General features: G+C 71.0%; 24 protein-coding genes and 5 tRNA genes. 7 read left to right on the top strand and 22 right to left on the bottom strand.

Annotated features, from left to right (window positions below; translation table 11 throughout):
- Window positions 1-88: 88 nt before the first annotated feature.
- The 4 genes from coaD to PSQ21_RS26890 all read right to left on the bottom strand — a co-directional run bounded on the left by coaD (window position 89) and on the right by PSQ21_RS26890 (window position 5,353).
- A complete protein-coding gene (coaD, locus tag PSQ21_RS26905) occupies window positions 89-568 on the bottom strand; it encodes a pantetheine-phosphate adenylyltransferase (protein WP_179892251.1) in 480 nt (159 codons plus the stop codon).
- A 26-nt stretch (window positions 569-594) separates the two neighbouring features.
- On the bottom strand, window positions 595-1,179 hold the full coding sequence (rsmD, locus tag PSQ21_RS26900) for a 16S rRNA (guanine(966)-N(2))-methyltransferase RsmD (protein WP_274033716.1): 585 nt from the start codon (window positions 1,177-1,179) through the stop codon (window positions 595-597).
- Window positions 1,180-1,321: 142 nt separating this feature from the next.
- Window positions 1,322-3,598 (bottom strand): ATP-dependent DNA helicase RecG, encoded by a 2,277-nt coding sequence (gene recG, locus PSQ21_RS26895; RefSeq protein WP_274033714.1) that lies wholly within the window; start codon window positions 3,596-3,598, stop codon window positions 1,322-1,324.
- 57 nt (window positions 3,599-3,655) lie between these two features.
- Window positions 3,656-5,353: a DAK2 domain-containing protein gene (locus PSQ21_RS26890; RefSeq protein WP_274033712.1), complete on the bottom strand. Its 1,698-nt coding sequence runs from the start codon at window positions 5,351-5,353 to the stop codon at window positions 3,656-3,658.
- 256 nt (window positions 5,354-5,609) lie between these two features.
- Here PSQ21_RS26890 and rpmB point away from each other — a divergent pair, with 256 nt between their 5' ends.
- Window positions 5,610-5,795: a 50S ribosomal protein L28 gene (gene rpmB / locus PSQ21_RS26885; protein WP_003965989.1), complete on the top strand. Its 186-nt coding sequence runs from the start codon at window positions 5,610-5,612 to the stop codon at window positions 5,793-5,795.
- A gap of 86 nt (window positions 5,796-5,881) precedes the next feature.
- Here rpmB and thiD read toward each other — a convergent pair whose 3' ends face one another.
- Both thiD and PSQ21_RS26875 read right to left on the bottom strand, forming a co-directional pair.
- The gene (gene thiD, locus PSQ21_RS26880; RefSeq protein ID WP_274033709.1) at window positions 5,882-6,712 is read right to left on the bottom strand and encodes a bifunctional hydroxymethylpyrimidine kinase/phosphomethylpyrimidine kinase; all 831 of its coding nucleotides are present in this window, start codon (window positions 6,710-6,712) and stop codon (window positions 5,882-5,884) included.
- A 36-nt stretch (window positions 6,713-6,748) separates the two neighbouring features.
- Window positions 6,749-7,729 carry a thiamine-phosphate kinase gene (locus PSQ21_RS26875; RefSeq protein ID WP_274033707.1) on the bottom strand — a complete coding sequence of 327 codons (981 nt, stop codon included), beginning with the start codon at window positions 7,727-7,729 and terminating at the stop codon, window positions 6,749-6,751.
- Between the two features lie 219 nt (window positions 7,730-7,948).
- Here PSQ21_RS26875 and PSQ21_RS26870 point away from each other — a divergent pair, with 219 nt between their 5' ends.
- Both PSQ21_RS26870 and PSQ21_RS26865 read left to right on the top strand, forming a co-directional pair.
- Window positions 7,949-8,182: an Lrp/AsnC ligand binding domain-containing protein gene (locus PSQ21_RS26870; RefSeq protein ID WP_274033703.1), complete on the top strand. Its 234-nt coding sequence runs from the start codon at window positions 7,949-7,951 to the stop codon at window positions 8,180-8,182.
- Window positions 8,183-8,202: 20 nt separating this feature from the next.
- Complete coding sequence (locus tag PSQ21_RS26865) at window positions 8,203-8,697, top strand: DUF3515 domain-containing protein (protein WP_274033700.1); 495 nt, start codon at window positions 8,203-8,205, stop codon at window positions 8,695-8,697.
- A gap of 55 nt (window positions 8,698-8,752) precedes the next feature.
- On the opposite strand, the gene PSQ21_RS26860 is transcribed toward PSQ21_RS26865, so the two are convergent.
- The 3 genes from PSQ21_RS26860 to PSQ21_RS26850 are packed head-to-tail and all read right to left on the bottom strand — an operon-like array spanning window position 8,753 to window position 11,722.
- Entirely contained in the window at window positions 8,753-9,928 is a 1,176-nt protein-coding gene (locus PSQ21_RS26860; protein ID WP_274033699.1) for a D-alanine--D-alanine ligase family protein, read from the bottom strand.
- 34 nt (window positions 9,929-9,962) lie between these two features.
- A complete protein-coding gene (locus PSQ21_RS26855; protein ID WP_274033697.1) occupies window positions 9,963-10,973 on the bottom strand; it encodes an NAD(P)H-dependent glycerol-3-phosphate dehydrogenase in 1,011 nt (336 codons plus the stop codon).
- Window positions 10,970-11,722, bottom strand: a complete 753-nt coding sequence (locus PSQ21_RS26850) for a lysophospholipid acyltransferase family protein (RefSeq protein ID WP_274033696.1) — start codon at window positions 11,720-11,722, stop codon at window positions 10,970-10,972. Before PSQ21_RS26850 ends, PSQ21_RS26855 begins: the two co-directional genes overlap by 4 nt.
- Window positions 11,723-11,869: 147 nt before the next feature.
- On the opposite strand from PSQ21_RS26850, the gene cofC reads away from it, so the two are divergent.
- Together cofC and PSQ21_RS26840 are read left to right on the top strand one after the other, a co-directional pair.
- Window positions 11,870-12,556 carry a 2-phospho-L-lactate guanylyltransferase gene (cofC, locus tag PSQ21_RS26845; RefSeq protein WP_274035960.1) on the top strand — a complete coding sequence of 229 codons (687 nt, stop codon included), beginning with the start codon at window positions 11,870-11,872 and terminating at the stop codon, window positions 12,554-12,556.
- 10 nt (window positions 12,557-12,566) lie between these two features.
- The gene (locus PSQ21_RS26840; protein ID WP_097867893.1) at window positions 12,567-12,770 is read left to right on the top strand and encodes a hypothetical protein; all 204 of its coding nucleotides are present in this window, start codon (window positions 12,567-12,569) and stop codon (window positions 12,768-12,770) included.
- A 119-nt stretch (window positions 12,771-12,889) separates the two neighbouring features.
- Here PSQ21_RS26840 and PSQ21_RS26835 read toward each other — a convergent pair whose 3' ends face one another.
- From PSQ21_RS26835 to leuC, 4 genes are all read right to left on the bottom strand, one after another.
- A complete protein-coding gene (locus PSQ21_RS26835) occupies window positions 12,890-13,564 on the bottom strand; it encodes an HU family DNA-binding protein (RefSeq protein WP_274033693.1) in 675 nt (224 codons plus the stop codon).
- A 142-nt stretch (window positions 13,565-13,706) separates the two neighbouring features.
- On the bottom strand, window positions 13,707-13,934 hold the full coding sequence (locus PSQ21_RS26830; protein WP_032790676.1) for a hypothetical protein: 228 nt from the start codon (window positions 13,932-13,934) through the stop codon (window positions 13,707-13,709).
- A 104-nt stretch (window positions 13,935-14,038) separates the two neighbouring features.
- Window positions 14,039-14,632: a 3-isopropylmalate dehydratase small subunit gene (gene leuD / locus PSQ21_RS26825; protein ID WP_274033690.1), complete on the bottom strand. Its 594-nt coding sequence runs from the start codon at window positions 14,630-14,632 to the stop codon at window positions 14,039-14,041.
- A gap of 2 nt (window positions 14,633-14,634) precedes the next feature.
- Window positions 14,635-16,062, bottom strand: coding sequence for a 3-isopropylmalate dehydratase large subunit (gene leuC, locus PSQ21_RS26820; protein ID WP_274033689.1), 1,428 nt, complete (start codon window positions 16,060-16,062; stop codon window positions 14,635-14,637).
- A 174-nt stretch (window positions 16,063-16,236) separates the two neighbouring features.
- Between leuC and ndgR the strand changes: the two genes are divergently transcribed.
- Window positions 16,237-16,953, top strand: coding sequence for an IclR family transcriptional regulator NdgR (ndgR, locus tag PSQ21_RS26815; protein ID WP_003966003.1), 717 nt, complete (start codon window positions 16,237-16,239; stop codon window positions 16,951-16,953).
- Between the two features lie 206 nt (window positions 16,954-17,159).
- On the opposite strand, the gene PSQ21_RS26810 is transcribed toward ndgR, so the two are convergent.
- The 9 genes from PSQ21_RS26810 to PSQ21_RS26770 form a co-directional block, all read right to left on the bottom strand.
- Window positions 17,160-17,232 (bottom strand) — tRNA-Glu (locus PSQ21_RS26810).
- Between the two features lie 20 nt (window positions 17,233-17,252).
- Window positions 17,253-17,324: transfer RNA gene (locus PSQ21_RS26805), tRNA-Gln, on the bottom strand.
- A 12-nt stretch (window positions 17,325-17,336) separates the two neighbouring features.
- Window positions 17,337-17,409 (bottom strand) — tRNA-Glu (locus PSQ21_RS26800).
- 62 nt (window positions 17,410-17,471) lie between these two features.
- Window positions 17,472-17,544: transfer RNA gene (locus PSQ21_RS26795), tRNA-Glu, on the bottom strand.
- 38 nt (window positions 17,545-17,582) lie between these two features.
- Window positions 17,583-17,654 (bottom strand) — tRNA-Gln (locus PSQ21_RS26790).
- Window positions 17,655-17,742: 88 nt separating this feature from the next.
- A complete protein-coding gene (locus PSQ21_RS26785) occupies window positions 17,743-18,462 on the bottom strand; it encodes an HAD family hydrolase (RefSeq protein WP_274033685.1) in 720 nt (239 codons plus the stop codon).
- A gap of 100 nt (window positions 18,463-18,562) precedes the next feature.
- Window positions 18,563-20,077 carry a glutamate--tRNA ligase gene (gene gltX / locus PSQ21_RS26780; RefSeq protein WP_274033683.1) on the bottom strand — a complete coding sequence of 505 codons (1,515 nt, stop codon included), beginning with the start codon at window positions 20,075-20,077 and terminating at the stop codon, window positions 18,563-18,565.
- On the bottom strand, window positions 20,070-20,855 hold the full coding sequence (locus PSQ21_RS26775) for a fumarylacetoacetate hydrolase family protein (protein ID WP_274033681.1): 786 nt from the start codon (window positions 20,853-20,855) through the stop codon (window positions 20,070-20,072). The genes gltX and PSQ21_RS26775 overlap by 8 nt, the downstream gene beginning before the upstream one ends.
- A gap of 92 nt (window positions 20,856-20,947) precedes the next feature.
- The gene (locus PSQ21_RS26770; protein WP_274033680.1) at window positions 20,948-21,130 is read right to left on the bottom strand and encodes a hypothetical protein; all 183 of its coding nucleotides are present in this window, start codon (window positions 21,128-21,130) and stop codon (window positions 20,948-20,950) included.
- A gap of 586 nt (window positions 21,131-21,716) precedes the next feature.
- On the opposite strand from PSQ21_RS26770, the gene PSQ21_RS26765 reads away from it, so the two are divergent.
- Window positions 21,717-25,481 carry a sensor histidine kinase gene (locus tag PSQ21_RS26765; RefSeq protein WP_274033679.1) on the top strand — a complete coding sequence of 1,255 codons (3,765 nt, stop codon included), beginning with the start codon at window positions 21,717-21,719 and terminating at the stop codon, window positions 25,479-25,481.
- Window positions 25,482-25,490 lie beyond the last annotated feature (9 nt).

Below are 25,490 nucleotides of genomic sequence, written 5' to 3'. Positions count from 1 at the left end.
TTGAAGCTGCTGCTCCGTTGGAGACGGACGGCACGACTGTAAGGCCAGTCGGCCGCCGCCCGACACCTGGTGACGGGCCGTCAGCGCCTCAGCGTTGGCCCAGGCGCTCCACGAGTGCCTCGTGGACGGTCGGCGGCAGCAGGTGGGAGACATCGCCGCCCCAGGTCGCCACCTCCTTGACCAGCGAGGACGACAGGAAGCTGTACGTCGGATTGGTCGGCACGAAGAGCGTCTCGACGCCGGAGAGGCCGTTGTTCATCTGGGCCATCTGCAGCTCGTAGTCGAAGTCGCTGACGGCCCGCAGGCCCTTCACGATCGCCGGGATCTCCCGCTGCTTGCAGAAGTCGACCAGCAGGCCGTGGAAGGACTCCACCTCGACGTTGCCGAAGTCGGCGGTGACCTCGCGGATCAGCTCGATCCGCTCGTCCACGGTGAACAGCCCCTTCTTGGACTGGTTGATCATCACCGCCACGTGCACCACGTCGTACAGCTTCGAGGCTCGTCCGATGATGTCGAGATGTCCGTTGGTGATGGGGTCGAACGACCCCGGACAGACGGCGCGGCGCACTGTGATTCCCTCGCTCTCCGGTCCGGTCATCGTGCGTCTTCGCACGTAGCGGCGGCGCGACCGTACCAAAGCGTTCCCTCGCCGTACCGACGGGACCGCAGTGGCTCGAATCCGGCGGGCCAGCCGAATTCTCCGCCCCGGGTGCTGCGTTCCACCGTGACGAGGACATCGGCCGTGAGCCACCCCTGAGTACGGAGTGTGAGCAGGATCTCCCGAAGATCGTCGTCGGTGACCGCGTACGGCGGGTCCAGGAAGACGACGTCGTACGGGTCGGCGGGCGCCGGGCCTGTCACGATCTGCTCGGCTTTGCCGGTGCGGACCTCGGCACCGGGGAGGCCGAGGGTGCGGACGTTGTCGCGGACGGTGCGGACCGCCTTCGGGTCGGCCTCGACGAGCAGGGCGTGGGCCGCGCCGCGGGAGAGCGCTTCGAGGCCGACGGCGCCGGATCCGGCGTACAGATCGGCGACCCTGGCCCCGTCCAGGGTGCCGAGCAGCGCTTCCCAGGTGGAGAAGAGGCCCTCCCGCGCACGGTCGGAGGTGGGGCGGGTGCCGGTGCCGGGCGGGACGGCCAGGCGGCGTCCGCCGGCCGAGCCGGCGATCACGCGGGTCATGGGTGTGGGGTCCTCGGGGTCGGGGGCGTACGGCGCAGGGGGCCGTCGGCGGTCGGTACACGCGCTGTGCGTGTGCCGTGCTTCCACGATATGGCGTACCGCTTCCACCGGCCCGTCCGCCTCTCCCCCCGCCCGTGGGCCCTCACCCCTTGTCGAGATACTCCTCGCGGTCCTTGTCCAGGAGGGCGGCCAGCACCGTGCGCAGTTCCGGCAGGTGTTCCAGCTCGGGGTCGGCGGCGACGACCGCGACGGCTTCCTCGCGGGCGGCGGCGATCACCTCCTCGTCGTCGATGACGGTGAGCATTCTCAGCGAGGAGCGGACTCCGGACTGGGCCTGGCCCAGCACATCGCCCTCGCGGCGCTGCTCCAGGTCGATGCGGGAGAGCTCGAAGCCGTCCAGGGTGGCGGCGACGGCGGAGAGCCGGGCGCGGGCGGGGCTCGCCTCGTGGGCCTCGCTGACCAGCAGGCAGAGCCCGGGGGCGGAGCCCCGGCCGACCCGGCCGCGGAGCTGGTGGAGCTGGGAGACGCCGAAGCGGTCGGCGTCCATGATCACCATGGCGGTGGCGTTGGGGACGTTGACCCCGACCTCGATGACGGTGGTGGCGACCAGGACGTCGACGTCCCCGGCGGCGAACCGGCGCATGACGTCGTCCTTCTCGTCGGGGTGCATCCGCCCGTGCAGCACCTCGACGACCAGGCCGGCCAGCGCGCCCTTGCGCAGTTCGTCGGCGATCTCCAGCACGGCGAGCGGGGGGCGCTTCTCCGCGTCCTCGTCGGCGGCCTGTTTCTTGGTCTTCGCCTTCTTCCCGCCCTTCCCCTCCGCCTCTTCCGCGTCGTCGCCGATGCGGGGGCAGACCACGTACGCCTGGTGGCCGTTCTCGACCTCCTCGCGGACGCGTTCCCAGGCGCGGGCGAGGAAGTGCGGCTTGTCCTTGGCGGGAACGACATGGCTGGCGATCGGGGAGCGGCCGGCCGGGAGCTGGTCCAGGACGGAGGTCTCCAGGTCGCCGAAGACCGTCATCGCGACCGTACGGGGGATGGGGGTGGCGGTCATGACGAGGAGGTGGGGCGGCTGCTTGCCCTTCGAACGGAGGGCGTCGCGCTGTTCCACGCCGAAGCGGTGCTGTTCGTCGACCACGACGAGGCCGAGGTCGTGGAACTGGACCTTGTCCTCGATGAGGGCGTGGGTGCCGATGACGATGCCCGCCTCGCCGGTGACGAGGTCGAGCAGGGCCTGTCGGCGGGCCGCCATCCCCATGGAGCCGGTGAGCAGGACGACTTTCGTCCCGCGGTCGGAGCCCCCCAGCGCCCGCCCGTCGCCCGACCGCCGCCCCTCGTCGAGAGGCGCTTCGCGCCACAGCCCCCAGTTGTCGGCCAGCTCGCCCATCATCTCGGTGATCGATCGGTGGTGCTGCTGGGCGAGGACCTCGGTGGGGGCGAGCATCGCGGCCTGGCCGCCGGCGTCGACCACGGTGAGCATGGCGCGCAGGGCCACCATCGTCTTGCCCGAACCCACCTCTCCCTGGAGGAGGCGGTGCATGGGGTGCTCGGTGGCCAGGTCGTCGAAGATCTCCTTGCTGACCTTCTCCTGGCCCTCGGTGAGGGTGAAGGGCAGCTTGGCGTCGAAGGCGTCGAGCAGGCCATCCGCGGCGGGGCGGCGGGCGACGGCGGGGAGCTGGGTGTCGGCGTAGCGGCGGCGGGCCAGGGCGACCTGGAGGACGAACGCCTCGTCCCACTTGAGCCGGGCCCGGGCGTCCTCGACGTCCGCCTTCGTCTGCGGGCGGTGCGCCTTCAGCAGGGCCTCGGGCAGCGGGGTGAAGCCCCGGCCCTCGCGCAGGGAGGCGGGCAGCGGGTCCACCGCGTCCCGCGCGCTGGGCAGTACGGCGTCGACGGCCTTGGCGATCCGCCAGGAGTCGAGCTGCTTGCAGGCGGGGTAGATCGGCAGCAGCCGTCCGGCGAAGGCGTCCACGGCCTCGGTCGCCTCGTCGGCGTCGGAGGCGTCGAGCAGTTGGTACGTGGGGTGGGCCAGCTGCATCTTGCGGTTGAAGACGGAGACCTTGCCCGCGAACATCGCCTGACGGCCCGGGAGCAGCTCCTTGTGCGGCTTGTGGACGCCGTGGCCGAAGAAGACCAGCTGGAGGCGGCCGCTGCCGTCGGTCAGGGTGACCTCCAGGCGTTTGCCCCGGCCGTTGTTGAACGTCAGGACGCGGGCGTCGGCGACCTGGGCGACGACCGTGACGTGCTCGTCCAGCGGGAGGTCGGCCAGCGCGGTCAGCTTGCCGCGCTCCTCGTACCGCCGCGGGTAGTGGTGCAGCAGATCACCGACCGTGTGCAGGTCGAGGTGTTCGGCCATCACCTTCGCGGTGGCTCCGCCGAGCAGCTTCTTGAGGGGTTCATCGAACGAGGACACGCGATCCATTGCACACCACGGCACTGACAGCTGTCCGCCGGGCGCGACCGTGCCGCGGATTTCCGGCTACTCGACGCCGATCAGCAGGGGTGCGCGCTGGCGCCCGCCCCGGTAGACCACGGTGTCCACGGCGAGGTGGCCCTCGCGCACGTGCTCCTCCAGCGTTTCGGCCAGCGCGTCGGGGACGTCCTCGCCGAGGACGAGGGTGACCAGCTCGCCGCCGGCGGCGAGCATCCGGTCGAGCACGGTGCGGGCGGTGGCCGGGACGTCGTCGCCGATCACGGCCACGTCGCCGTCGATGAGGCCGAGGATGTCCCCGGCCTGGCAGATCCCGGCCATGGTCCACGACTGGCGCTCCGCCACGGCCAGTTCGGCGTAGCGGGTGGCGCCGGCGGCGGCGGTCATGGCGACCACGTCCTCGTCGAAGCCCCGGTCGGGCTCGTGGACGGCGAGGGCCGCGATGCCCTGGACGGCGGCTCGGGTGGGGACGACGGCGACCCGGACCCCCTCGCTCCTGGCCTGCTCGGCGGCGGCGGCCGCGGTGTGGCGCAGGGCGGCGTCGTTGGGCAGCAGCACCACCTCGCGGGCGTGGGCGCGGCGGATGGCGTCGACCAGTTCGCCGCTGGCGGGGGGTTCGCCGGGGCGGGCGAGCACGGTGGTGGCGCCGGCCTCGGTGCAGAGGCCGGCCAGTCCGTCGCCGGGTACCAGGACGACGACGGCGCGCTGCGCGGGTTCGGCCTGGACGCGGAGGTCATGGCCGCTCTCGGTGGCGAAGTGGGTGATCCGGATGCGGTGCGGCCGCCCGGCCTCGACGCCCGCCTCCACGGCGGCCCCGGCGTCGTCGACGTGCACATGGACGTGCCAGAGGCCGTCGCCGCCCACCACGACCAGGGAGTCGCCCAGCGCGTCGAGCCGGGCGCGCAGCCGTGCCACCTGCTCGTCACGGGCCTCCAGGAGGTAGATCACCTCGAACGCGGGCCCGGCGCCCCCGTCCTCGGGACAGTCGAGCGGCCCCTCCCCCACCGGAACGCTCCCCACCGGGGTGCCGCCCACCGGCAGGCCCACCACGGAGCCGCCGTCCACGGGCACGGGCGCCCTGCCCGGCCCGGTGCGGGGCCCCCGTACCGGAGCCTGCCCGGTCACCGCCTCCACCAGCGCGCCCAGGACCGTGACCAGTCCCCGGCCCCCGGCGTCGACCACGCCCGCCCGGCCGAGGACGGCGAGCTGCTCGGGCGTCCTCGCGAGGGCCTCGAGCGCTCCGTCGTACGCGGCCCGCACGACGGTGGACAGGTCCCGTTCCTCGCCCGCAGCGGCCTCGGCGGCAGCGGCGGCGACGGTGAGCACGGTGCCCTCGACGGGGTGGGCGACGGCCTGCCGGGCGACGTCGGCGGCCCGGGCCAGGGCGAGCCGCAGGTGAGCCGCGTCGCCGCCGTCGGCCAGCACTCCGGCCATGCCGCGCAGCAGCTGGGCCAGGATCGTGCCGGAGTTCCCGCGAGCGCCGATCAGGGCGCCGTGCGCCATGGCGCGTACGGCGTCGGCGGTGGCGGGCGCGGTGGCTCCCGTCTCATGCGCGGCGAACACCGCTTCGACGGCCGCGGCGGCGGACTCGACGGTCAGATAGAGGTTGGTGCCGGTGTCCCCGTCGGCGACGGGATACACGTTGATCGCGTCGATCTCCGCGCGCTCCCGGCCCAGGGCCTCCAGGGCCAGTGAGCACCACGTGCGCACCGCGACGGCGTCCAGTTCGTCGGGGGGCTGCGGCACCGATGGTCCTCCTCGATCGGCCGTGGCAACGGACTGCACCGCAGGTTAGCCCGCCTGGCGGGGTTCCGGTCCGGACAGGGGGCGGGCGGGGCGGGGGGCCGACCCGTGGTAGTTTCGTATCTCCGAAGCAGGCGTTGTATGCTGCTCCGGTTGCCCGATGAGAGTCGGGCCATTCCTCCGGTGCCGCCACTTCAGTCAAATGATTCCGGCGCGCCGGAATTCACTGTAAGTGCATCTGAAGTCTTTGGAGTGACCCGTGGCTGCCAACTGCGACGTTTGCGGCAAGGGGCCGAGCTTCGGCAACAGCATTTCGCACTCGCACCGCCGTACGTCCCGTCGCTGGAATCCCAACATCCAGCGCGTGCGTGCAGTGGTCGGTCGGACGCCGAAGCGGCTCAACGTCTGCACCTCGTGCATCAAGGCCGGCAAGGTCGCGCGCTGACGTCCCCGTCGTAGCGCAGCCTTCCGGTTGCCCAGAAAAGCCGGTCCACCTCGGTGGACCGGCTTTTTGCTGTGCTCAGGCGCTGCTCAGGCCCCTGGACCGGCGGCCGGGCGGGTCAGCCAGCCGTGGTCGACGGGGCCGATGCCGCCGCCGAGCGGGAAGCCGGCCCTGATCGCGCCGGTGACGTACGTCTTCGCGTCCCGTACCGCCGTGGGCACGTCCTTCCCGAGCGCGAGCCCGGAGGCGATGGCCGAGGCGAGGGTGCAGCCGGTGCCGTGGGTGTGGCGGTTGTCGTGCCGGGGGGCGCGCAGCCAGTGTTCCGCGCTCCCGTCGGTGAGCAGGTCCACCGCCTCGCCGGGCAGGTGACCGCCCTTGATCACGACCCAGCGCGGTCCGAAGGCGAGGATCTCCTCGGCGGCCCGGCGCATCCCGCTCTCGTCGGTGACCGTGACCCCGGTGAGCTGGGCCACTTCGTCGAGGTTCGGGGTGGCGACGGTGGCCACGGGCAGCAGCTTCGTCCGTACGGAGTCGAGGGCTTCGGCGGCGAGCAGCGCGTCGCCGTGCTTGGAGACGCCGACCGGGTCGACGACGACGGGGGCGTCGGTCGGGGCGAGGAGTTCGGCGACGGTCTCCACGAGGGCGGCGGAGGCGAGCATCCCGGTCTTCACGGCCTGGACGCCGATGTCGTCCACGACGCTGCGGTACTGGGCGCGTACGGCGTCCACCGGAAGCTCCCACGCGCCCTGGACGCCGAGGGAGTTCTGCGCGGTGACGGCGGTGAGCACGCTCATGCCGTGCACGCCGAGTGCGAGCATCGTCTTCAGATCGGCCTGGATCCCCGCACCGCCGCCGGAGTCGGATCCGGCGACGGTGAGCACGCGGGGCGGGACAGCGGTACGTATGGGCACTAGGGGCATACGCAGCAATCTAATGCTCGCGCGGGCGTCCCCCGCTCACGCGTGCGGCTGGGTGTCCTCGATGGAGCCGAAGTGGTCCCAGCCGCCCTTGCTGGTCCAGGGCGCGCCGTCGACGGTGACCTGGGGCAGGGCGGAGGGGTTGAGGACCTCGCCGATCACCTTCCAGCGGGCGGGCAGCTTCACGTCCGGCGGGAAGGTCGCCACGATCGCGTGGTCCTCTCCCCCGGTCAGCACCCACTGGAGCGGGTCGACACCGACGGCCTGCCCGATGTCGGACATCTGCGAGGGGATGTCGATGAGGCCGGAGCGCAGGTCGATGCGGACCTTGCTGGACTCCGCGATGTGTCCGAGGTCCGCGACGAGGCCGTCACTGACGTCGGTCATCGCGGTGGCGCCGAGTCCGGCGGCCGCGGGGCCCGCGTGGTACGGCGGTTCGGGGCGGCGGTGGGCCTCGACGAAGGCGCGGGGCGAGCGGAAGCCGCGGGAGAGCACGGCGTAACCAGCGGCGGACCAGCCGAGCCAGCCGGTGACGGCGACGACGTCGCCGGGGCGGGCCCCGGCCCGGGTGACCGGTTCGTGGTTGCGCAGGTCTCCGAGGGCGGTGATCGCGACGGTGATCGTGTCGCCGCCGACCACATCGCCGCCGACCACGGCGGCGCCCGCCACCTGGCACTCGTCGCGCAGCCCGTCCATCAGTTCGGCGGCCCAGGTGACGGGGAGGTCGGCGGGGACGACGAGGCCGAGGAGCAGCGCGGTGGGCACGGCGCCCATGGCCGCGATGTCGGCGAGGTTCTGGGCCGCGGCCTTGCGGCCGACGTCGTACGCCGTCGACCAGTCACGCCGGAAGTGCCGGCCTTCCAGCAGGATGTCCGTACTGGCCACGACCCTGCGGTCGGGGGCGGCCACGACGGCGGCGTCGTCGCCGGGCCCCAGCCGTACCGCCGGAGTGGTGGTGAGCCGGGACGTGAGCTCTCTGATGAGCCCGAACTCCCCCAACTCGCCCACGGTTCCCTTCACCGAGTCTCACCTCTCCTTTATCGCCCCGGACACCCGTCCGGGCCCCCGGTCGCGAGCCGTCTGTGCTGTCGGTACCGTCAAGAGATACGTCAACTTCTGCGCTCCGTACGCCACGCTGTGGACGTCATCCGGCCCGTAGGTCTCCCCGCGGCCCGCGGCAACGCGATAACGTGGCGTCCCTTTCCCCCACATGATCCTCGTGGCCGCCCTGGAGGTTCCGTGGTACAGGCGTACATCCTCATCCAGACCGAAGTGGGCAAGGCGTCGATCGTCGCCGAGACCATTTCCCAGATCCCGGGAGTCATCCAGGCAGAGGACGTCACCGGTCCCTACGACGTGATCGTGCGGGCCCAAGCCGACACGGTCGATGAACTCGGCCGCATGGTGGTCGCCAGAGTCCAGCAGGTGGACGGCATCACACGAACCCTGACCTGCCCGGTCGTCCACCTCTGACCCCCGTCTAGGCTGGGCCGGTGACGTCATCCGCCCGCCGTTCCGCCCGCTCGATGTTCCTCGGTCCGTCCGCTGCCGTGCTCGTGCTCGTCCTGGCCGCGGCGGGCTGTTCCCTCAGCGACGCGCAGCCCTCGGTCACGGTTCCCACACCGTCCTCGAAGGCCGCCGCGTACTGCGAGGCCCTGCACGAGGAACTGCCGAAGACCGTACTCGAACTGGAACGCAGCGACCCCTCCCCGGCTTCGGAGCTGACCGCCGGCTGGGGGGACGGGGCGATCGTACTGCGCTGCGGGGTCCCCCGGCCCGCCAAGATGGACGACCCCCAGTCGCAGGGCGTCGAGGCGGACGGGGTGCAGTGGATGCTGGAGGAGCCCGAGGGCTCCGGACCGCGGTTCACCAGCACGTACCGCGAGGCGTACGTCGAGGTCACGCTGGATTCGACGTACGCCCACGACATCACGCCGCTGGCCTCGTTCGCCGGCCCGGTCTCGAAGACGGTCCCGAGCAAGTTCTGAAGGCCGGCCGCCGGCCAGGGCGTGTCCGGCCCCGAGCGGCCGGCCACACCCTGGGTCAGCGCAGTCCGGTGGAGCGGGTCAACGCGGCCTGGATCAGCCGGTCGACCAGCTCCGGGTAGCTGACGCCGCTCTCCTGCCACATGCGCGGGTACATGGAGATCGGGGTGAAGCCCGGCAGGGTGTTGATCTCGTTGATGACGAAGGAGCCGTCCTCGGTGAGGAAGAAGTCGGCGCGCACCAGGCCCTCGCAGGAGACGGCGTCGAAGGCGGCGACGGCGAGCCGCCGCACCTCGGCGGTCTGCTCCTCGGTGAGCGGTGCGGGCACGAGACCGGCGGCCGAGTCGATGTACTTGGCCTCGAAGTCGTAGAAGTCGTGCGCGGTGACCGGCGGGATCTCGGCGGGCACGCTGGCGCGCGGGCCGTCCTCGAACTCCAGCACCCCGCACTCGATCTCACGGCCGCGCAGCAGCGACTCGACGAGGAACTTCGGGTCGTGGCGGCGGGCCTCCTCGATCGCCTCGTCGAGCCCTTCGACGGAGTCGACCTTGGTGATGCCCATCGAGGAGCCGCCGCGGGCGGGCTTGATGAACAGCGGCCAGCCGTGCTCCCCGGCGAAGTCCACGATCCGCTCGCGGGCGGCGGCGGGGTCGTTGTCCCACTCGCGGGGGCGGACGACCTCGTACGGTCCGACCGGCAGCCCGAAGGAGAGGAAGACGCGCTTCATGTACTCCTTGTCCTGGCCGACGGCGGAGGCGAGAACACCCGCGCCGACGTAGGGCACGCCGGAGAGTTCCAGGAGACCCTGGAGGGTGCCGTCCTCCCCGTACGGGCCGTGCAGCACGGGGAAGACGACGTCGACCTCGCCCAGCGCCTTGGGCACGGCGCCGGGTTCGCTGTAGAGGACCTCACGGCTACCGGGGTCCACGGAGAGCACGACGCTGCCCTCGGCGGACTCGGTGAGCCGGTCCACGTCGGGGACCTTGCGGTCGGTGATGGCCATGCGTTCGGGATCGTCGGCGGTGAGCGCCCAGCGGCCGTCCGTCGTGATGCCGATCGGCAGGACGTCGTACTTGGTCCGGTCGATGGCCCTCATGACGGCGCCGGCCGTGACGACCGAGATGCCGTGTTCGGAGCTGCGGCCGCCGAACACGACAGCCACGCGGGGCTTGCGGCGCTGCGGCACAGGGCTCTCGGCGCGCTCAGGGCTCTGGGGGAGGTTCTCGCTGCTCATATCGCGATGAGCGTACCTGCTGGTAGGGGTGACGTCAGCGTCGCTCGGCCTTGGCGCTGCGCGACATCAGCTCCTTGACGGCGACGACCGGGGACTTGCCCTCGTGGACGATGGAGACGACGGTCTCGGTGATGGGCATGTCGACCCCGTGCCTGCGGGCCAGGTCGAGGACCGATTCGCAGGACTTGACGCCTTCGGCGGTCTGCTTGGTGACGGCGATCGTCTCCTGGAGCGTCATGCCGCGGCCGAGGTTGGTGCCGAAGGTGTGGTTGCGCGAGAGCGGCGAGGAGCAGGTGGCCACCAGGTCGCCCAGGCCCGCGAGTCCGGAGAACGTCAACGGGTCCGCGCCCATGGCCAGACCCAGTCGGGTGGTCTCGGCCAGGCCCCGGGTGATGAGGGAGCCCTTGGTGTTGTCGCCGAGGCCCATGCCGTCCGCGATGCCGACGGCGAGGCCGATGACGTTCTTCACGGCGCCGCCCAGCTCGCAGCCGACCACGTCGGTGTTGGTGTACGGCCGGAAGTACGAGGTGTGGCAGGCGGCCTGGAGGCGCTGGGCGACGGACTCGTCGGCGCAGGCGACGACGGCCGCGGCGGGGCGCCGTTCGGCGATCTCCTTGGCGAGGTTGGGTCCCGAGACGACGGCGATGCGGTCGGCGGAGACCTTGGTGACGTCCGCGATCACCTCGCTCATCAGCTCGGCGGAGCCCAGCTCGACGCCCTTCATCAGGGAGACCAGGACGGTGTCCGGCTCCAGGTGCGGGGCCCAGTCGGCGAGGTTGGCGCGCAGCGTCTGGGAGGGCACGACGAGGAAGGCGAACTCCGCCCCGCGCAGGGCCTCGGCGGCGTCGGTGGTGGCGCGGACGGAGTCGGGGAGCACGATGCCCGGGAGGTAGTCCGGGTTGGTACGGGTGGTGTTGATGGTCTCGGCGACCTCGGCGCGGCGGCCCCAGAGGGTGACCTCGCAGCCGGCGTCGGCGAGGATCACGGCGAAGGCCGTACCCCATGAGCCGGTTCCGAAGACGGCTGCTTTTGCGGGGTGCGTCACGTGGGTCCCTTTCCCTGGGCCCTGCGCCGTTGTTCAGCACGGGCTTTGCGGTGATCGTAGAGCTCGGCGGGCGCCTTCTCGCCGCGCAGGTCCTCCAGCTCGCGGGTGATCGCCGCCATGATGGCCTCGGTCGCCTCGCGCAGCACCTCGGGGGTCGGCTCCAGACCGTGGAAGCGGCTGAGGTCGACGGGCGGTCCGGCCTGCACCTGGAGCGTCTTGCGGGGGAACAGCCGGAACTTGTTCTCCTTGGCGTAGGGCGGCATCGCGAGGTTGGCGCCCCACTGGGCGACCGGGATGACGGGCACCTTGGTCATCAGGGCGACCCGGGCGGCCCCGGTCTTGCCGGCCATCGGCCACATGTCGGGGTCCCGGGTGAGGGTGCCTTCGGGGTAGAAGGCGACGCACTCGCCCCGTTCGATGGCGTCGACGGCGGCCCGGAAGGCGTCCAGTGCGTTGGTGGTCTCGCGGTAGACGGGGATCTGGCCGGTGCCGCGCAGCATCATGCCGACGAACGGGGTGCGGAAGAGGCCGGCCTTCGCCAGGAGCCTCGGCACGCGCCCGGTGTTGTACTGGAAGTGGCCGTAGGAGAGCGGGTCCAGGTAGGAGTTGTGATTGACGGCGGTGATGAATCCGCCGTCGGCCGGAATGTGTTCCATCCCCCGCCAGTCGCGCTTGAACAGAACCACCAATGGCGGCTTGGCGATGACCGCCGCCAGGCGGTACCAGAAGCCGATTCTGCGGCGGGACACTCGGACACCTTCCTTAAGGACTTCGACCTGCAGCCTGGCTACTGACGGTCAAGTCTCGCCCCAGACCCCTGCTCTGTCGAGAACACCGTACGCCTCACGTTCGGCAGGGGTCCTCCAGGCTGTCCTACCGACGGGCGAGAATAAGTCCTGACACGTACGGAGGGGGAGATCGCCACGAACACCGATCCGGCCGGGCTCTGGTCCCTGGTCGTTCCGCTGAAGCCGCTCGCACGGGCCAAGAGCCGCCTGGGACGGGCGGCCGGCGAGGATGCGCGGCCCCGGCTGGCCCTGGCGTTCGCCCAGGACACGGTGGTCGCCGCGCTGGCCTGTTCCCTGGTGCGGGATGTGGTGGTCGTCACGGACGACGTCGTGGCCGCGGCGGCTCTCTCGACGCTCGGGGCGCGCGTCGTGCCGGACGCTCCGGGGGCCGGGCTCAACGCGGCGCTCGCGCACGGCGCACGCTCCGCGCGGACCCTGCGGCCCGCCGCCGCGGTGGCCGCGCTCAACGCCGATCTGCCGGCACTGCGCACCGGCGAATTGGCGCGGGTGCTCGATTTCGCTTCCGCCTTTCCCAACGCTTTTCTGCGGGACGCGGCGGGAATCGGAACGACATTTCTGGCCGCCGCGAGCGGTGCGGAATTCCGTCCGGCTTTCGGCGGTCCGTCCGGGGCCCGGCACCTGGCGTCGGGGGCCGTGGAAATCGCGCTGCCCGGCGTCGACTCGGTGCGCCGGGACGTGGATACGGGCGAGGATCTGCGGGTCGCTCTCGCCCTGGGGGTGGGGGCGCACACGGCGCGGATAGCGGCCGTACCCGCCCCCTCCGGCGACCGATAGGCTGCCGCCCATGCAGGCGACCTCGTACACGTACGACCCCGAGACCCGCAGCGGCAGCGTGCTGCTGGACGACGGCACCCCGGTGGACTTCGGCGCGCCGGCCTTCGACGCGGGCGGCCTGCTGCTGTTGCGTCCGGGGCAGCGGGTGCGGATCGAGGGCGAGGGTGAGGGAGCGGCCCTGCGGATCACCCTGGTGACCCTGCAGACGTTCTGACCCGGCTCACGGCCGGACGACGCCGCTGGGCCGAACGGGGCCCGGACAGCCCGCGGGCCGGGCTCCCCCGGAGGGGAGCCCGGCCCGGCGCGTGGTGATGAGCGAGCGGGTGCCCGGTCTCACTTCTTGCGTGCGGTGGCCTTCTTGGCCGTGGTGGTGCGCGCCGTGGTCTTCTTCGCGGGCGCCTTCTTCGCCGTGGTCTTCTTGGCGGGCGCGGTCTTGCTGGGAGAGGCCTTCTTGGCGGTCGTCGCGGCCTTCTTCGCCGGAGTCGCCTTCTTGGCGGCCGCGGACGCCTTCTTGGCCGTCGCGGTGGTCTTCTTCGTGGTGGCCTTCTTGGCCGCGGCGGTGGTCTTCTTCGCCGGAGTCGCCTTCTTGGCGGTGGTCTTCTTCGCGGTGGCCTTCTTGGCGGCCGACTTCTTGGCGGCGGCGGCCTTCACCGTCGTACGGGCGGCGGAAGATCCGCCCGAGAGGCTGCCCTTGGGGGCCTTCTTGACGGCCACGTCGTTCTTGGGGAGCTTCTTCGAGCCGCTCACCAGGTCCTTGAAACCCTGGCCCGCGCGGAAGCGGGGCACCGAGGTCTTCTTGACCCGGACGCGCTCACCCGTCTGCGGGTTGCGGGCGTACCGGGCGGGGCGGTCGACCTTTTCGAACGAGCCGAAGCCGGTGACCGAGACACGGTCTCCGGCCACAACGGCACGGACGATCGCGTCGAGTACCGCGTCGACAGCGTCTGCGGCCTGCTGACGGCCGCCGACCTTGTCGGCAATCGCTTCTACGAGCTGCGCCTTGTTCACGTCTTCCCCTTCGGAGACATTGCCAGAACGAAAGTGTTCAAGCTTTTTCGCACGTTAGGCAGATATATACCGCAAATCAAACACGAAACGGGCTAATCACCCTAGTGCCGCAACGAAGTCGACCGATGCGCAGTTCCACGTGTCAGTCACCTTCGGGGAATCGGCCCTCATCGAGGTCCTTCATCAACCGGTCCAGACGCCTTGCCGCGTCCGGGAGATCGTGCTTCGCCGCGGCCGTGACGACCAGCAGCTTCCGGGTCAGCGCCATCCGTACGCTCTCCGGGACTTGCAGTGCACGCACCTTCGCGTGCGCTTCCTTCAATCGGTCGGCGACTTGGCCGTAGAGCTTGAGTTGGCTGTCGCGTTCCATGCACCGATTGTGCCATCTGGGGCGAGTTGTCGCCCGACGGGGTCTCAACAAGCGACTGCGCCCCCTGCCGGGAGGCAGGGGGCGCAGTCCTGGAAAAGCGCTGCTCAGGCGGCAATGGTACGCGGCTTGAAGGCGGGCCTGGCCGCCTCGTACGCGGCGATGTCCGCTTCGTTCTGAAGGGTGAGGCTGATGTCGTCGAGGCCGTTGAGCAGTCGCCAACGGGCGTTCTCGTCGAGCTCGAAGTCGGCGGTGATGCCCCCGGCGCGCACCTGGCGCGCCTCCAGGTCGACGGTCACCTCGGCGGCCGGGTCGGCCTCCGTCAGCTCCCAGAGGGTGTCGACGACCTTCTGCTCCAGGACCACGGTGAGCAGCCCGTTCTTCAGCGAGTTGCCGCGGAAGATGTCGGCGAAGCGGGAGGAGACGACGGCCTTGAAGCCGTAGTTCTGCAGGGCCCAGACCGCGTGTTCGCGGGAGGAGCCCGTTCCGAAGTCGGGGCCGGCGACCAGGACCGAGGCGCCCTGGTGCTCGGGCCGGTTGAGGACGAAGTTCTCGTCCTTGCGCCAGGCTTCGAAGAGCCCGTCCTCGAACCCGTCGCGGGTGACCTTCTTCAGCCAGTGCGCGGGGATGATCTGGTCGGTGTCGACGTTGCTGCGGCGCAGCGGAACGGCCCGGCCGGTGTGTGTGGTGAATGCTTCCATGGCTATCGGACTCCGGCGGGGGTACGGGCGTCGGACAGGTCGGCGGGCGAGGCCAGGTGGCCCAGCACCGCGGTGGCGGCGGCGACCTGGGGCGAGACCAGGTGGGTGCGGCCGCCCTTGCCCTGCCGCCCCTCGAAGTTGCGGTTCGAGGTGGAGGCGGAGCGCTCGCCGGGAGCCAGCTGGTCGGGGTTCATCCCCAGGCACATCGAGCAGCCCGCGTGCCGCCATTCGGCGCCGGCCTCGATGAAGACCTTGTCCAGGCCCTCGGAGACGGCCTGGAGCGCGACCCGGACCGAGCCGGGGACGACCAGCATCCTTACGCCGTCGGCGATTTTGCGGCCGTCCAGGACCGAGGCGGCGTTACGCAGGTCCTCGATGCGGCCGTTGGTGCACGAACCTACGAAGACGGTATCGACGCTGATGTCGCGCAGCGGCTGCCCGGCGGTCAACCCCATGTACTCCAGGGCCTTTTCGGCGGCGAAACGCTCCGAGGCGTCCTCGTACGAAGCCGGGTCGGGGACGTGGGCCGACAGGGGCGCGCCCTGGCCGGGGTTGGTGCCCCAGGTGACGAACGGGGCCAGTTCGGTGGCGTCGATGACAACCTCGGCGTCGAACACCGCGTCGTCGTCGGAGCGCAGGGTCTTCCAGTACGCGACGGCGGCGTCCCAGTCCTCGCCCTCGGGGGCGTGGTCGCGGCCCTTGAGGTAGTCGAAGGTGGTGGCGTCGGGGGCGATCATGCCCGCGCGGGCACCGGCCTCGATCGACATGTTGCAGATGGTCATCCGGGCCTCCATCGAGAGCTTCTCGATGGCGGAGCCGCGGTATTCGAGGATGTATCCCTGGCCGCCGCCGGTGCCGATCCGGGCGATGACCGCCAGGATCAGGTCCTTCGCGGTGACCTCGTCGGGCAGTTCGCCCTCGACGGTGATGGCCATGGTCTTCGGGCGGGCCAGCGGCAGCGTCTGGGTGGCGAGGACGTGCTCCACCTGGCTGGTGCCGATGCCGAACGCCAGCGCGCCGAACGCGCCGTGCGTGGAGGTGTGGGAGTCGCCGCAGACCACGGTGGTGCCGGGCTGGGTCAGCCCCAGCTGCGGGCCGACCACGTGCACGACGCCCTGCTCGACATCGCCCAGCGGGTGCAGCCGGACGCCGAAGTCCGCGCAGTTCTTGCGCAGGGTCTCCAGCTGGACGCGGGAGACCGGGTCGGCGATCGGCTTGTCGATGTCGAGGGTCGGGGTGTTGTGGTCCTCGGTGGCGATGGTGAGGTCGAGGCGTCGTACCGGGCGTCCGGCCTGACGCAGCCCGTCGAAGGCCTGCGGGCTGGTCACCTCGTGCAGCAGGTGCAGATCGATGAAGAGGAGGTCGGGTTCGCCCTCCGCGCGTCGGACGACATGGTCGTCCCAGACCTTCTCCGCGAGTGTCCTACCCATCGCTTTCCCTCCGACCGGCTTCTTCGCCGGCCCAACTAGAGATTCGGTGTGCCTCCGTCCGGACCCCCGTGCGGGGCGGTGGCTACGAGCCGTTGTGCGGCCGCCTCCACAGGTTCGCAACTTCTACCGGAAATTGAACTTGCGTTTCACAGAGTGAGACGGGAGTATCGTCGTATGGACAACTCTAGCGGCGTCGGCGTTCTCGACAAGGCAGCTCTGGTATTGAGCGCCCTGGAGTCCGGTCCGGCCACCCTCGCCGGGCTGGTCGCGGCGACCGGGCTCGCACGGCCCACGGCCCATCGACTGGCCGTGGCACTGGAACACCACCGGATGGTGGCGAGGGATATGCAGGGCCGGTTCATTCTCGGCCCCCGGCTGTCGGAACTGGCAGCCGCGGCGGGCGAGGACCGCCTGCTGGCCACGGCCGGACCGGTGCTCACCCACCTGCGCGACATCACCGGCGAGAGCGCGCAGCTCTACCGCCGGCAGGGCGACATGCGCATCTGCGTGGCGGCGGCGGAACGGCTGTCGGGCCTCCGGGACACGGTGCCGGTCGGCTCGACCCTCACGATGAAGGCGGGCTCCTCCGCCCAGATCCTGATGGCCTGGGAGGAGCCGGAGCGCCTGCACCGGGGTCTCCAGGGCGCCAGGTTCACGGCGACGGCGCTCTCCGGCGTACGGCGGCGGGGCTGGGCCCAGTCGATCGGCGAGCGGGAGCCGGGCGTCGCCTCGGTCTCCGCTCCGGTGCGCGGCCCCTCGAACCGGGTGGTCGCGGCGGTCTCGGTCTCCGGGCCGATCGAGCGGCTGACCCGCCACCCGGGCCGGATGCACGCCCAGGCGGTCATCGACTCCGCGGCACGGCTGAGCGAGGCCCTGCGCCGCACGGGCTGACGCCGTACACCACTTCCTCCCGACCGAAATCCCGGAAGGCCGCCCCAGCGTCGTGGCGGCCCTTTTCTCTTTCCGGCCTCCCCGCCGGGCGCGACCGCCGGGCACAACCACGGTGCGGGGCGGGCGACTTGGCGCGGAGCGCGACGCTCCGGACAAGCGGGAAGGCCCCCCACCGAAGTGGAGGGCCTTCCCGTACCGCTCTGTTGTACCCCCGACCGGATTCGAACCGGCGCTACTGCCGTGAGAGGGCAGCGTGCTAGGCCGCTACACAACGGGGGCGTGGTTACTGCTGACTTGCGCTGGGCTACCAGGACTCGAACCTAGAATGACGGTACCAGAAACCGTAGTGTTGCCAATTACACCATAGCCCATGGTGTGACAAGTACCCCCGACCGGATTCGAACCGGCGCTACTGCCGTGAGAGGGCAGCGTGCTAGGCCGCTACACAACGGGGGCCCTAGCGATCCTGCATCGAGAGCGATGGGTGCGACCCATGATGCTCTCGCGGGAAGGATCTGTACCCCCGACCGGATTCGAACCGGCGCTACTGCCGTGAGAGGGCAGCGTGCTAGGCCGCTACACAACGGGGGCTTGTCCTGCTGGTCTTGCTCGTACTGCTTGGTCTTGCGCTGGGCTACCAGGACTCGAACCTAGAATGACGGTACCAGAAACCGTAGTGTTGCCAATTACACCATAGCCCACTGAAATGCAACCCCTGGTGGGGGTCTTATTTCTGTCTGCGCTCCCGGCCGGATCTTTTCGGCCCGCTCGGGCGGCGCAGAAAGAACATTACCCGAAGGTGTCCGGCGCTCCAAAACGGGTATCGCCCGCCAGCAGACCGGGGAGCTGGTCGAGCCCGGTGACCGTCACGAGATCCGGCCTCCCGCCCGTGCCCAGCCGGTCGAGCCAGATGCCCCTCAGACCGGCGGCCACGGCCCCGCCGGCGTCGATGTCGGGCTCGTTGCCCACGTACACCACCTCGTGCGGCTCCAGCGCGAGCGCCTCGCAGGCCGCGTGGAAGGCGCCGGCCTCCGGCTTGGCGATCCCCAGCTCCACGGCGCAGACCATCGACTCGAACCGGTCGCGGACGCCGAGCGCGGTGAGCTTGTGGTGCTGGTGGTGGGTGTTGGCGTTGGACAGGATCCCGTGCCGGTAGTCGCGGGCCAGCAGGTCCAGTACGGGCAGTACGTCCGGGAAGAGCGCCCAGGCGGCCTCGTAATGAGCGGCGTGCCGTCCGAACCACGCCTCGGCCTCGGTGTCCTTCAGGTCCCGCGACAGGAACTCCCGTACCCGGTCCCGCCGCTGCCCTCGGAAGTCCGTCTCTCCGGCGGTCATGCGCGCCCAGTGCCGGACGCTCAGCGCGCGCCAGGCGTCCAGGGCCACGTCCACCGAGGCATACGCCTCGGGCAGGCCCTCGCGCTCCAGGTGGCGCCGCATCCCGGTGCGGTCGGCGCCCGAGTAGTCGAAGATCGTGTCGTCGATGTCCCAGAGCACGGCTCGGATCGGCATGGGCCTCACGGTAGCCGCCGGGAGGTGCCGCCGGAGGCGAAAGCCGAGGAGGGCCGCAGCCGGTCGGCTGGGGCCCTCCTCGGGGTGGCGTGCTCGTCGCCTACGCGGTCAGCTTCGCCAGTGCGGCGTCCACGCGGGCCAGACTCCTGTCGCGGCCCAGGATCTCCAGGGACTCGAAGAGCGGGAGGCCGACGGTGCGGCCGGTGACGGCGACGCGGACCGGGGCCTGCGCCTTGCCGAGCTTGAGGCCGTGGGCCTCGCCGGCGGTGAGGACGGCGTTCTTCAGGGACTCCGGGTCGCTCCAGTCGGCCGCTTCCAGGTTGGCGCGGGCCGTCGTCAGGAGCGCGGCCGGGTCGCCCTTCATCGCCTTGGTCCAGGACGCCTCGTCCTCCACCGGCTCGTCGAGGAAGAGGAAGTCGACGTTGTCGGTGATGTCGGAGAGCACCGTGACCCGGGTCTGGGCGTAGGGGGCGATCCGCGTCCACTTCTCCGCGTCGAAGGCCTCCGGGGCCCAGGGTGCGAAGGGCGCCTTCAGCCAGGGGCCGCAGGCCTCGGTGAAGGTCTTCACGTCGAGCATGCGGATGTGCTCGGCGTTGATGTGCTCGCACTTCTTGAGGTCGAAGCGGGCCGGGTTGGCGTTGACGTCCCCGATGTCGAACACGGCGACCAGTTCGTCCATCGAGAAGATGTCCCGGTCCTCGGCGATCGACCAGCCGAGCAGCGAGAGGTAGTTCAGCAGGCCCTCGGGGAGGAACCCGCGCTCCCGGTAGAGGTTGAGGGAAGCCTGCGGGTCGCGCTTGGAGAGCTTCTTGTTGCCCTCGCCCATGACGTACGGCAGGTGGCCGAAGGCGGGGGTGTCCTTGGCGATGCCCAGCTCGATGAGCGCCCGGTACAGGGCGATCTGGCGCGGGGTGGAGGAGAGCAGGTCCTCGCCGCGCAGGACGTGGGTGATCTCCATCAGGGCGTCGTCGACCGGGTTGACCAGGGTGTAGAGCGGTGCCCCGTTGGCGCGGACGATGCCGTAGTCGGGGACGTTCTCCGGCTGGACGGTGATCTCGCCGCGGACCAGGTCGGTGAAGGTGATGGCCTCGTCGGGCATCCGGAAGCGGACGATCGAGCTGCGGCCCTCGGACTCGTACGCGGCCTTCTGCTCGGCGGTGAGGTCGCGGCAGTGGCCGTCGTAACCGGAGGGCTTCCCGGCGGCGCGGGCGGCGTCGCGGCGGGTGTCCAGCTCCTCGGTGGTGCAGTAGCAGGGGTAGGCGTACCCGGCGGCGAGGAGCTTCTCGGCGACGTCCTTGTACAGGTCCATCCGCTGCGACTGGCGGTAGGGGGCGTGCGGGCCGCCGATCTCGGGGCCCTCGTCCCAGTCCAGGCCCAGCCAGCGCATCGAGTCGAGCAGCTGCTGGTAGGACTCCTCGGAGTCGCGCGCCGCGTCGGTGTCCTCGATCCGGAAGACCAGGGTGCCCTGGTGGTGCCGGGCGAAGGCCCAGTTGAAGAGCGCCGTCCGGACCAGGCCCACGTGGGGGTTCCCGGTCGGGGAGGGACAGAAACGGACGCGATGGGGCCTCCCCTGGTCGAGCGGAGCCGAGAGCTTGGGGAAAGGTGCGTTAGCCACGCTTGATCACCTTGTTGGTGAGAGTGCCGATGCCTTCGATGGTGACGGCGACCTCGTCGCCGACGTGCAGGGGTCCGACCCCTGCGGGGGTGCCCGTGAGGATGACGTCGCCCGGGAGGAGGGTCATGGCCTCCGTGATGTGGACGACCAGGTCCTCGATGGAGCGGACCATGTCGCTGGTGCGGCCGAGCTGTCGCTGCTCGCCGTTGACCGTCGCCTGGATGGTGAGGTCGTGGGGGTCCACGTCGGTCTCCACCCAGGGGCCCAGCGGGCAGGAGGTGTCGAAGCCCTTGGCGCGGGCCCACTGCTTCTCGCGCCGCTGCACGTCGCGGGCGGTGACGTCGTTGGCGCAGGTGTAGCCGAGGATGACGTCCTTGACCCGCTCGCGGGGGACCTCGCGGCACATGCGGCCGATGACGACGGCCAGCTCGGCCTCGTGGTGCAGCTCTTCGGAGAAGGAGGGGTACTCGATCGCGTCGCCGGAGCCGATCACCGAGGTGGTGGGCTTGAAGAAGGTGATCGGCGCGTCGGGGACCTCGTGGCCGAGTTCGGCGGCGTGCTCGGCGTAGTTGCGGCCGATGGCCACGACCTTGTTGGGGAGCACGGGGGGCAGCAGCCGGACCTTGTTCAGCGGGACCTTGGTGCCCGAGAGTTCGAAGTCGGCGTACGGAATGCCCTTGATGATGTCGAGGACGAGGTCACCGGATTCCACGGTGCCCTGCCCCTCGACGGCGCCGAAGGCGACATTGCCGTCGATGGAGAACCTGGCGATGCGCACGGGATGCTGTCGCCCCTCACTTGCTGGCTGACTGAAGACTGACGCTCCAGGCTAACGCCGATGAGGGGGACAGCCGCGCGCATGGCGGCGCCCTACTGGGCGGCCGTGGCCGGGGCCTCCATCAGGATGGTGCGGCGCGGGTTGGCCGTCACGGTCGGCAGGTCGGCGGCGTGCTCCGGCTGGGGGGGCGTCGCCAGCGCTTCGGCGTCCTTGAGGTGCGCCAGCGTGGTGCGCCGGGGGTTGGCAATGTTGCGGAACATCGTCGTCGTCTTCATCTGCCGTCAGGACCCTGTCGGTGAGGGCGTCGCTGGTCGCGGCGCCGGCTTGTCGGATTCGCCATCCCTGTAAAGCGTCAGGCTAAACATCCGATTCCCCGCCGGAGCCGGGATGAGGCGACGATCATCATGTGAGTTTGCTCACGAACTAATAGACAATCGACCCATTTTGGACAGTCGACCTTGATCCAGAAAACGGACATTGCACCACTGAATCCCCCATTCCGCTCCTGATCGTCGCGACTGGGACACCCCCCACCCCCATGCGACTCCTCCTCAATGGTCCGCTTTGCCCATGATCACTCTCCACTGCTTGTTACCCGTTCATCACAACGTGTCACCCAGGTCACAGCCCGGTACATGGGCCTTGTTGGAGATCCTGCACTGTGCTGGAATTCCACGCACCGCCGCGGGTTTCAGGATCCGGCGCGCAGGGGCGCAACGCGGCGCCGAGTGGCGGCGGGAGGGGGAAGCACGCCGGTCACTCACACGACCACCCATGGGGCACGTCCAGTGCCCCACGACGCCGACACCGTTCTTGTCCGCACACGCGGGCGGGACGCCTGGTCCAGAGGTTGCGACGCTAGTGCAGGGACGTTTCAAGAGGGATGGCAGCGCTCCGGCGGAACAGGAGCCGCGCGGCGGGACCGACCGCGGTTCCTCGCCCCAGCACGCCCAGAACCCCGGGCCGGCCGGTGCCGGCGACAACAGCGACCGTGCGCAGCGCTCGGGCTCCACGACGAGCGGCGGCGCGGAGCCGAACCCGCCCGCGGAGCCGCGCGGCCCGGTCGACACGGGTTCGCGCGTAGCGCTGCGTAACTGGAGCATCAGCACGCGTCTGGTCTCGCTCCTCGCTCTCCCGGTGGTCGTCGCGACCAGCCTGGGCGGTCTGAGGATCAACGAGTCCATGACCGACAAGCAGCAGCTGGAGCACATGCAGCTGCTGACGAAGATGACCAAGCAGGCGACCTCGCTCGCCCAGGCGCTGCAGGTGGAGCGCGACCAGTCGGCCGGCCCGCTGTCGAACAAGTCCAAGCCCACCGACTACAAGGTCACCGGGCCCCGGGACAAGACCGACCGGGCCAAGGACGCCTTCCTCGACGAGACCGACTCGATCGGTGACTCCGAGGGCGACGAGGCGCTCGACAGCATCCACGCGAGCATCTCGCAGATCGCCTCCCAGCTCGGCACCATCCGTACGATCCGCAAGACGGCGTACGAAGAGGGCGCGCCGAGCCTCAACACCATCGACCAGTACAACCAGCTGATCACCTCGCTGCTGAGCCTCTCGCAGGACATGGCGCAGGCGACCAGCAACCCGGACATGATCAAGCGGACCCGGGCCCTGGCGGCGTTCTCCTCCGCCAAGGAGTACGCCTCGGTCCAGCGTGCGGTCATCGCCGCGGCGCTGCCGGGCGGTTCGGTGAAGGAGCCGCACCTCAACCCGAACGACCGGCAGTTCGGCTCCAACGCGCTCGCCAAGGAGTCCCGGGCCCTCACCTCGTTCAAGACGATCTACGGGACGACCGGGGAGAGCGCCGAGGAGCTCATGGCTCCCCTGGACAACGGCAACCCGGAGATCAACGCCGGGAACATGTACGCCAAGCGGATCCTGGACACCACGAACGGGATCGAGGGCAAGCAGGTCCGGTCGTACCTGGACTGGTACGACCAGAGCACCATCAAGATCAAGGCCATGGAGACGATCGAGGCCACCCTCCTCAGCGACATGGAGGCCAAGGCCCGCGAGCTGCGCCAGGCCTCCCAGCGCGAGGCGATCATCAACGGTGCGGTCATCCTCATCGTGCTCGGCGTCTCGCTCGTCGGCGCCTTCGTGGTGGCCCGCTCCATGATCCGTTCGCTGCGTCGTCTGCAGGACACCGCCACCCGGGTCGCCCAGGACCGGCTGCCCGAGCTCGTCAAGCAGCTCTCGGAGACCGACCCGCAGGACGTCGACACCTCCGTGGAGTCCGTCGGCGTGCACTCCCGGGACGAGATCGGCCAGGTAGCCGCGGCCTTCGACGACGTGCACCGCGAGGCCGTCCGCCTCGCCGCCGAGCAGGCCCTCCTCCGGGGCAACGTCAACGCGATGTTCACCAACCTCTCGCGCCGCTCCCAGGGCCTCATCCAGCGCCAGCTCTCGCTCATCTCCGAGCTGGAGTCCCGCGAGGCCGACCCGGACCAGCTGTCCTCGCTCTTCAAGCTCGACCACCTCGCGACCCGTATGCGCCGTAACGGCGAGAACCTCCTCGTCCTCGCGGGCGAGGAGCCGGGACGCCGGTGGACCCGGCCCGTCCCGCTGGTCGACGTGCTCCGTGCCGCCGCCTCCGAGGTGGAGCAGTACGAGCGCATCGAGCTGTCCGCGGTGCCCGCCACCGAGGTCGCCGGCCGGGTCGTCAACGACCTCGTGCACCTGCTCGCCGAGCTGCTGGAGAACGCGACGTCGTTCTCCTCGCCGCAGACGAAGGTCAAGGTCACCGGTCACGCGCTGCCCGACGGACGCGTACTCGTCGAGATCCACGACACCGGCATCGGCCTCTCCCCCGAGGACCTCGCCGCGATCAACGAGCGGCTCGCGCAGCCGCCCACCGTGGACGTCTCCGTCTCCCGCCGCATGGGTCTGTTCGTGGTCGGCCGGCTGTCGCTGCGCCACGGCATCCGGATCCAGCTGCGCCCCTCCGACTCCGGCGGTACGACCGCGCTGGTCATGCTGCCCGTCGATGTCGCGCACGGCGGCAAGCAGCCGCCGTCCAAGCAGGGCCCCGGTCAGCAGCCCGGCGCCCCGGGCGGTCTGCTCGCGGGCAACGGGAACGGCGCCGGCAACGGTCAGCGCGCGGGCCTGGGCGGCGGTCCGGCCGGTCCGGGCGCCAAGAGCCTCGGCGGTGGGCCGGGCGCCCAACGCGGCCAGGTCGGCGCGGGCGCGGGCCCCCGGGCGGCACTGCCGGCCCGGGACACCGGGACCGGCCGTCCGCAGGGCCCCCAGGACGGCGGTCGGCCGAACAACGGCGGGCCGGGCCAGGACTTCCCCGGCCAGGGTCCGGCGCCCCAGCGCCAGGGCGGCGGCCTCTCCGGCGCCTTCGGCAACAGCGCCCGGCTCGGCGCCCGCGGCGGCCAGGGCGGCCCGCAGGGCGAGGGCCCGGGCCGCGGTGACGCGACCAACCTGTTCGGGCACGGCGCTCCGCCCTCCCCCGGGCAGAACGGGCGCCCGGGGCAGTTCGCACCGCAGAACCAGCAGAACCCGTCCGGCTGGCAGAACCAGCAGGATCCCGGAGCGCAGCAGCCCCAGGACCGTCAGGAGCAGAACGGCCCCGCCCAGGGCGGCTTCCAGCAGTCCGGCGGCCCCGGCCGTCAGCTGCCGCCGCCCGGTGGACCGCGGGCCGAGCTGCCGGGGGGCAACCCGCAGCCGCAGCGGCCGACGACCCCCAGCTGGGGCGCCGACACACCGCGCGGTCACGAGGAGCACGACGCGACCGGGCAGTTCGCCCGCCCCGCGGACCTCGGCCAGGACCAGTCGTTCAAGGCCCCGCTGAGCCGGCGGCCGTCGGACGACCGCCAGGGCCCCGGCGCGACCTCCGAGTTCGCCCGGCCCGACTTCTCGGCGCCGGGGGCTCCCCAGGACGGGTCGTACCAGCAGGGTGCTCCGCAGGGCCAGGACCCGGCGAGCACCGCCCAGTTCGCCCGGCCCGACTTCGGTGTCCCGCACCAGCCCCAGCAGGGCCAGGGGCGGCCGGACCAGGGCGAGCAGCTGCCCGCGCCGCGTCACCGCGGCCCGGAGGGTCCCGACTTCGGCGCGCCGCGTCCGCCCGCCTCCCCGGCGGGCGAGGCTCCGTACCGTCCGGCGCTGCCGCAGCAGCCGGAGGCCCTGCCGCCGGCCGGTCCCGGGGACGGCCGCACGCCGTTGTACGACACCCTGGAGACGAACTGGTTCCACGGTCCGGGCCAGGGCGGCCAGCAGCCGCCCGCCGAACCGCAGGCGCCGGCCGCCCCGGAGCCCTCCGGTGTGCCGGTCCCGCCCATGCCTCAGCGTGGTGCGGCCGACCCCTCGGTCACCAGTTCCTGGCGGGCATCGCCCAACGACGAACTCGTACGCCAGGCCGAACGGGTCAAGAAGCCCGCCGCCGGCGGGGTCACCACTTCCGGACTGCCCCGCCGTGTTCCCCGCGCCAATTTGGTTCCGGGGACCGCACAGCAGCAGAATCACCAGTCCGGACCACAGGTTTCGCGCGCGCCCGATGACGTGCGCGGTCGTCTGACCAATCTCCGCCGGGGCATCCAGCAGGGTCGGCAGGCCAACAACGGCCCGCAGACCGGCAGTATCCATCTCGGCCCCACTCACCAGCAGGAGCGTTAGTTGAGCCCC

It is taken from the genome of Streptomyces sp. MMBL 11-1, assembly GCF_028622875.1.
Taxonomy (GTDB): domain Bacteria; phylum Actinomycetota; class Actinomycetes; order Streptomycetales; family Streptomycetaceae; genus Streptomyces.
The sequence above is the reverse complement of the archived record's forward strand: the minus strand, read 5'-3'. Positions and strand labels throughout refer to the sequence as shown.

Coding starts and splice junctions, on each gene's coding strand:
- PSQ21_RS26785 (WP_274033685.1), bottom strand. CDS start 18,462: ATGCCGATCCGAGCCGTGCTCTGGGACATCGACGACACGATCTTCGAC.
- PSQ21_RS26770 (WP_274033680.1), bottom strand. CDS start 21,130: ATGAAGACGACGACGATGTTCCGCAACATTGCCAACCCCCGGCGCACC.
- leuC (WP_274033689.1), bottom strand. CDS start 16,062: ATGGGTAGGACACTCGCGGAGAAGGTCTGGGACGACCATGTCGTCCGA.
- recG (WP_274033714.1), bottom strand. CDS start 3,598: ATGGATCGCGTGTCCTCGTTCGATGAACCCCTCAAGAAGCTGCTCGGC.
- leuD (WP_274033690.1), bottom strand. CDS start 14,632: ATGGAAGCATTCACCACACACACCGGCCGGGCCGTTCCGCTGCGCCGC.
- PSQ21_RS26840 (WP_097867893.1), top strand. CDS start 12,567: ATGCAGGCGACCTCGTACACGTACGACCCCGAGACCCGCAGCGGCAGC.
- PSQ21_RS26860 (WP_274033699.1), bottom strand. CDS start 9,928: ATGAGCAGCGAGAACCTCCCCCAGAGCCCTGAGCGCGCCGAGAGCCCT.
- thiD (WP_274033709.1), bottom strand. CDS start 6,712: ATGCCCCTAGTGCCCATACGTACCGCTGTCCCGCCCCGCGTGCTCACC.
- rsmD (WP_274033716.1), bottom strand. CDS start 1,179: ATGACCCGCGTGATCGCCGGCTCGGCCGGCGGACGCCGCCTGGCCGTC.
- PSQ21_RS26830 (WP_032790676.1), bottom strand. CDS start 13,934: ATGGAACGCGACAGCCAACTCAAGCTCTACGGCCAAGTCGCCGACCGA.
- ndgR (WP_003966003.1), top strand. CDS start 16,237: ATGGACAACTCTAGCGGCGTCGGCGTTCTCGACAAGGCAGCTCTGGTA.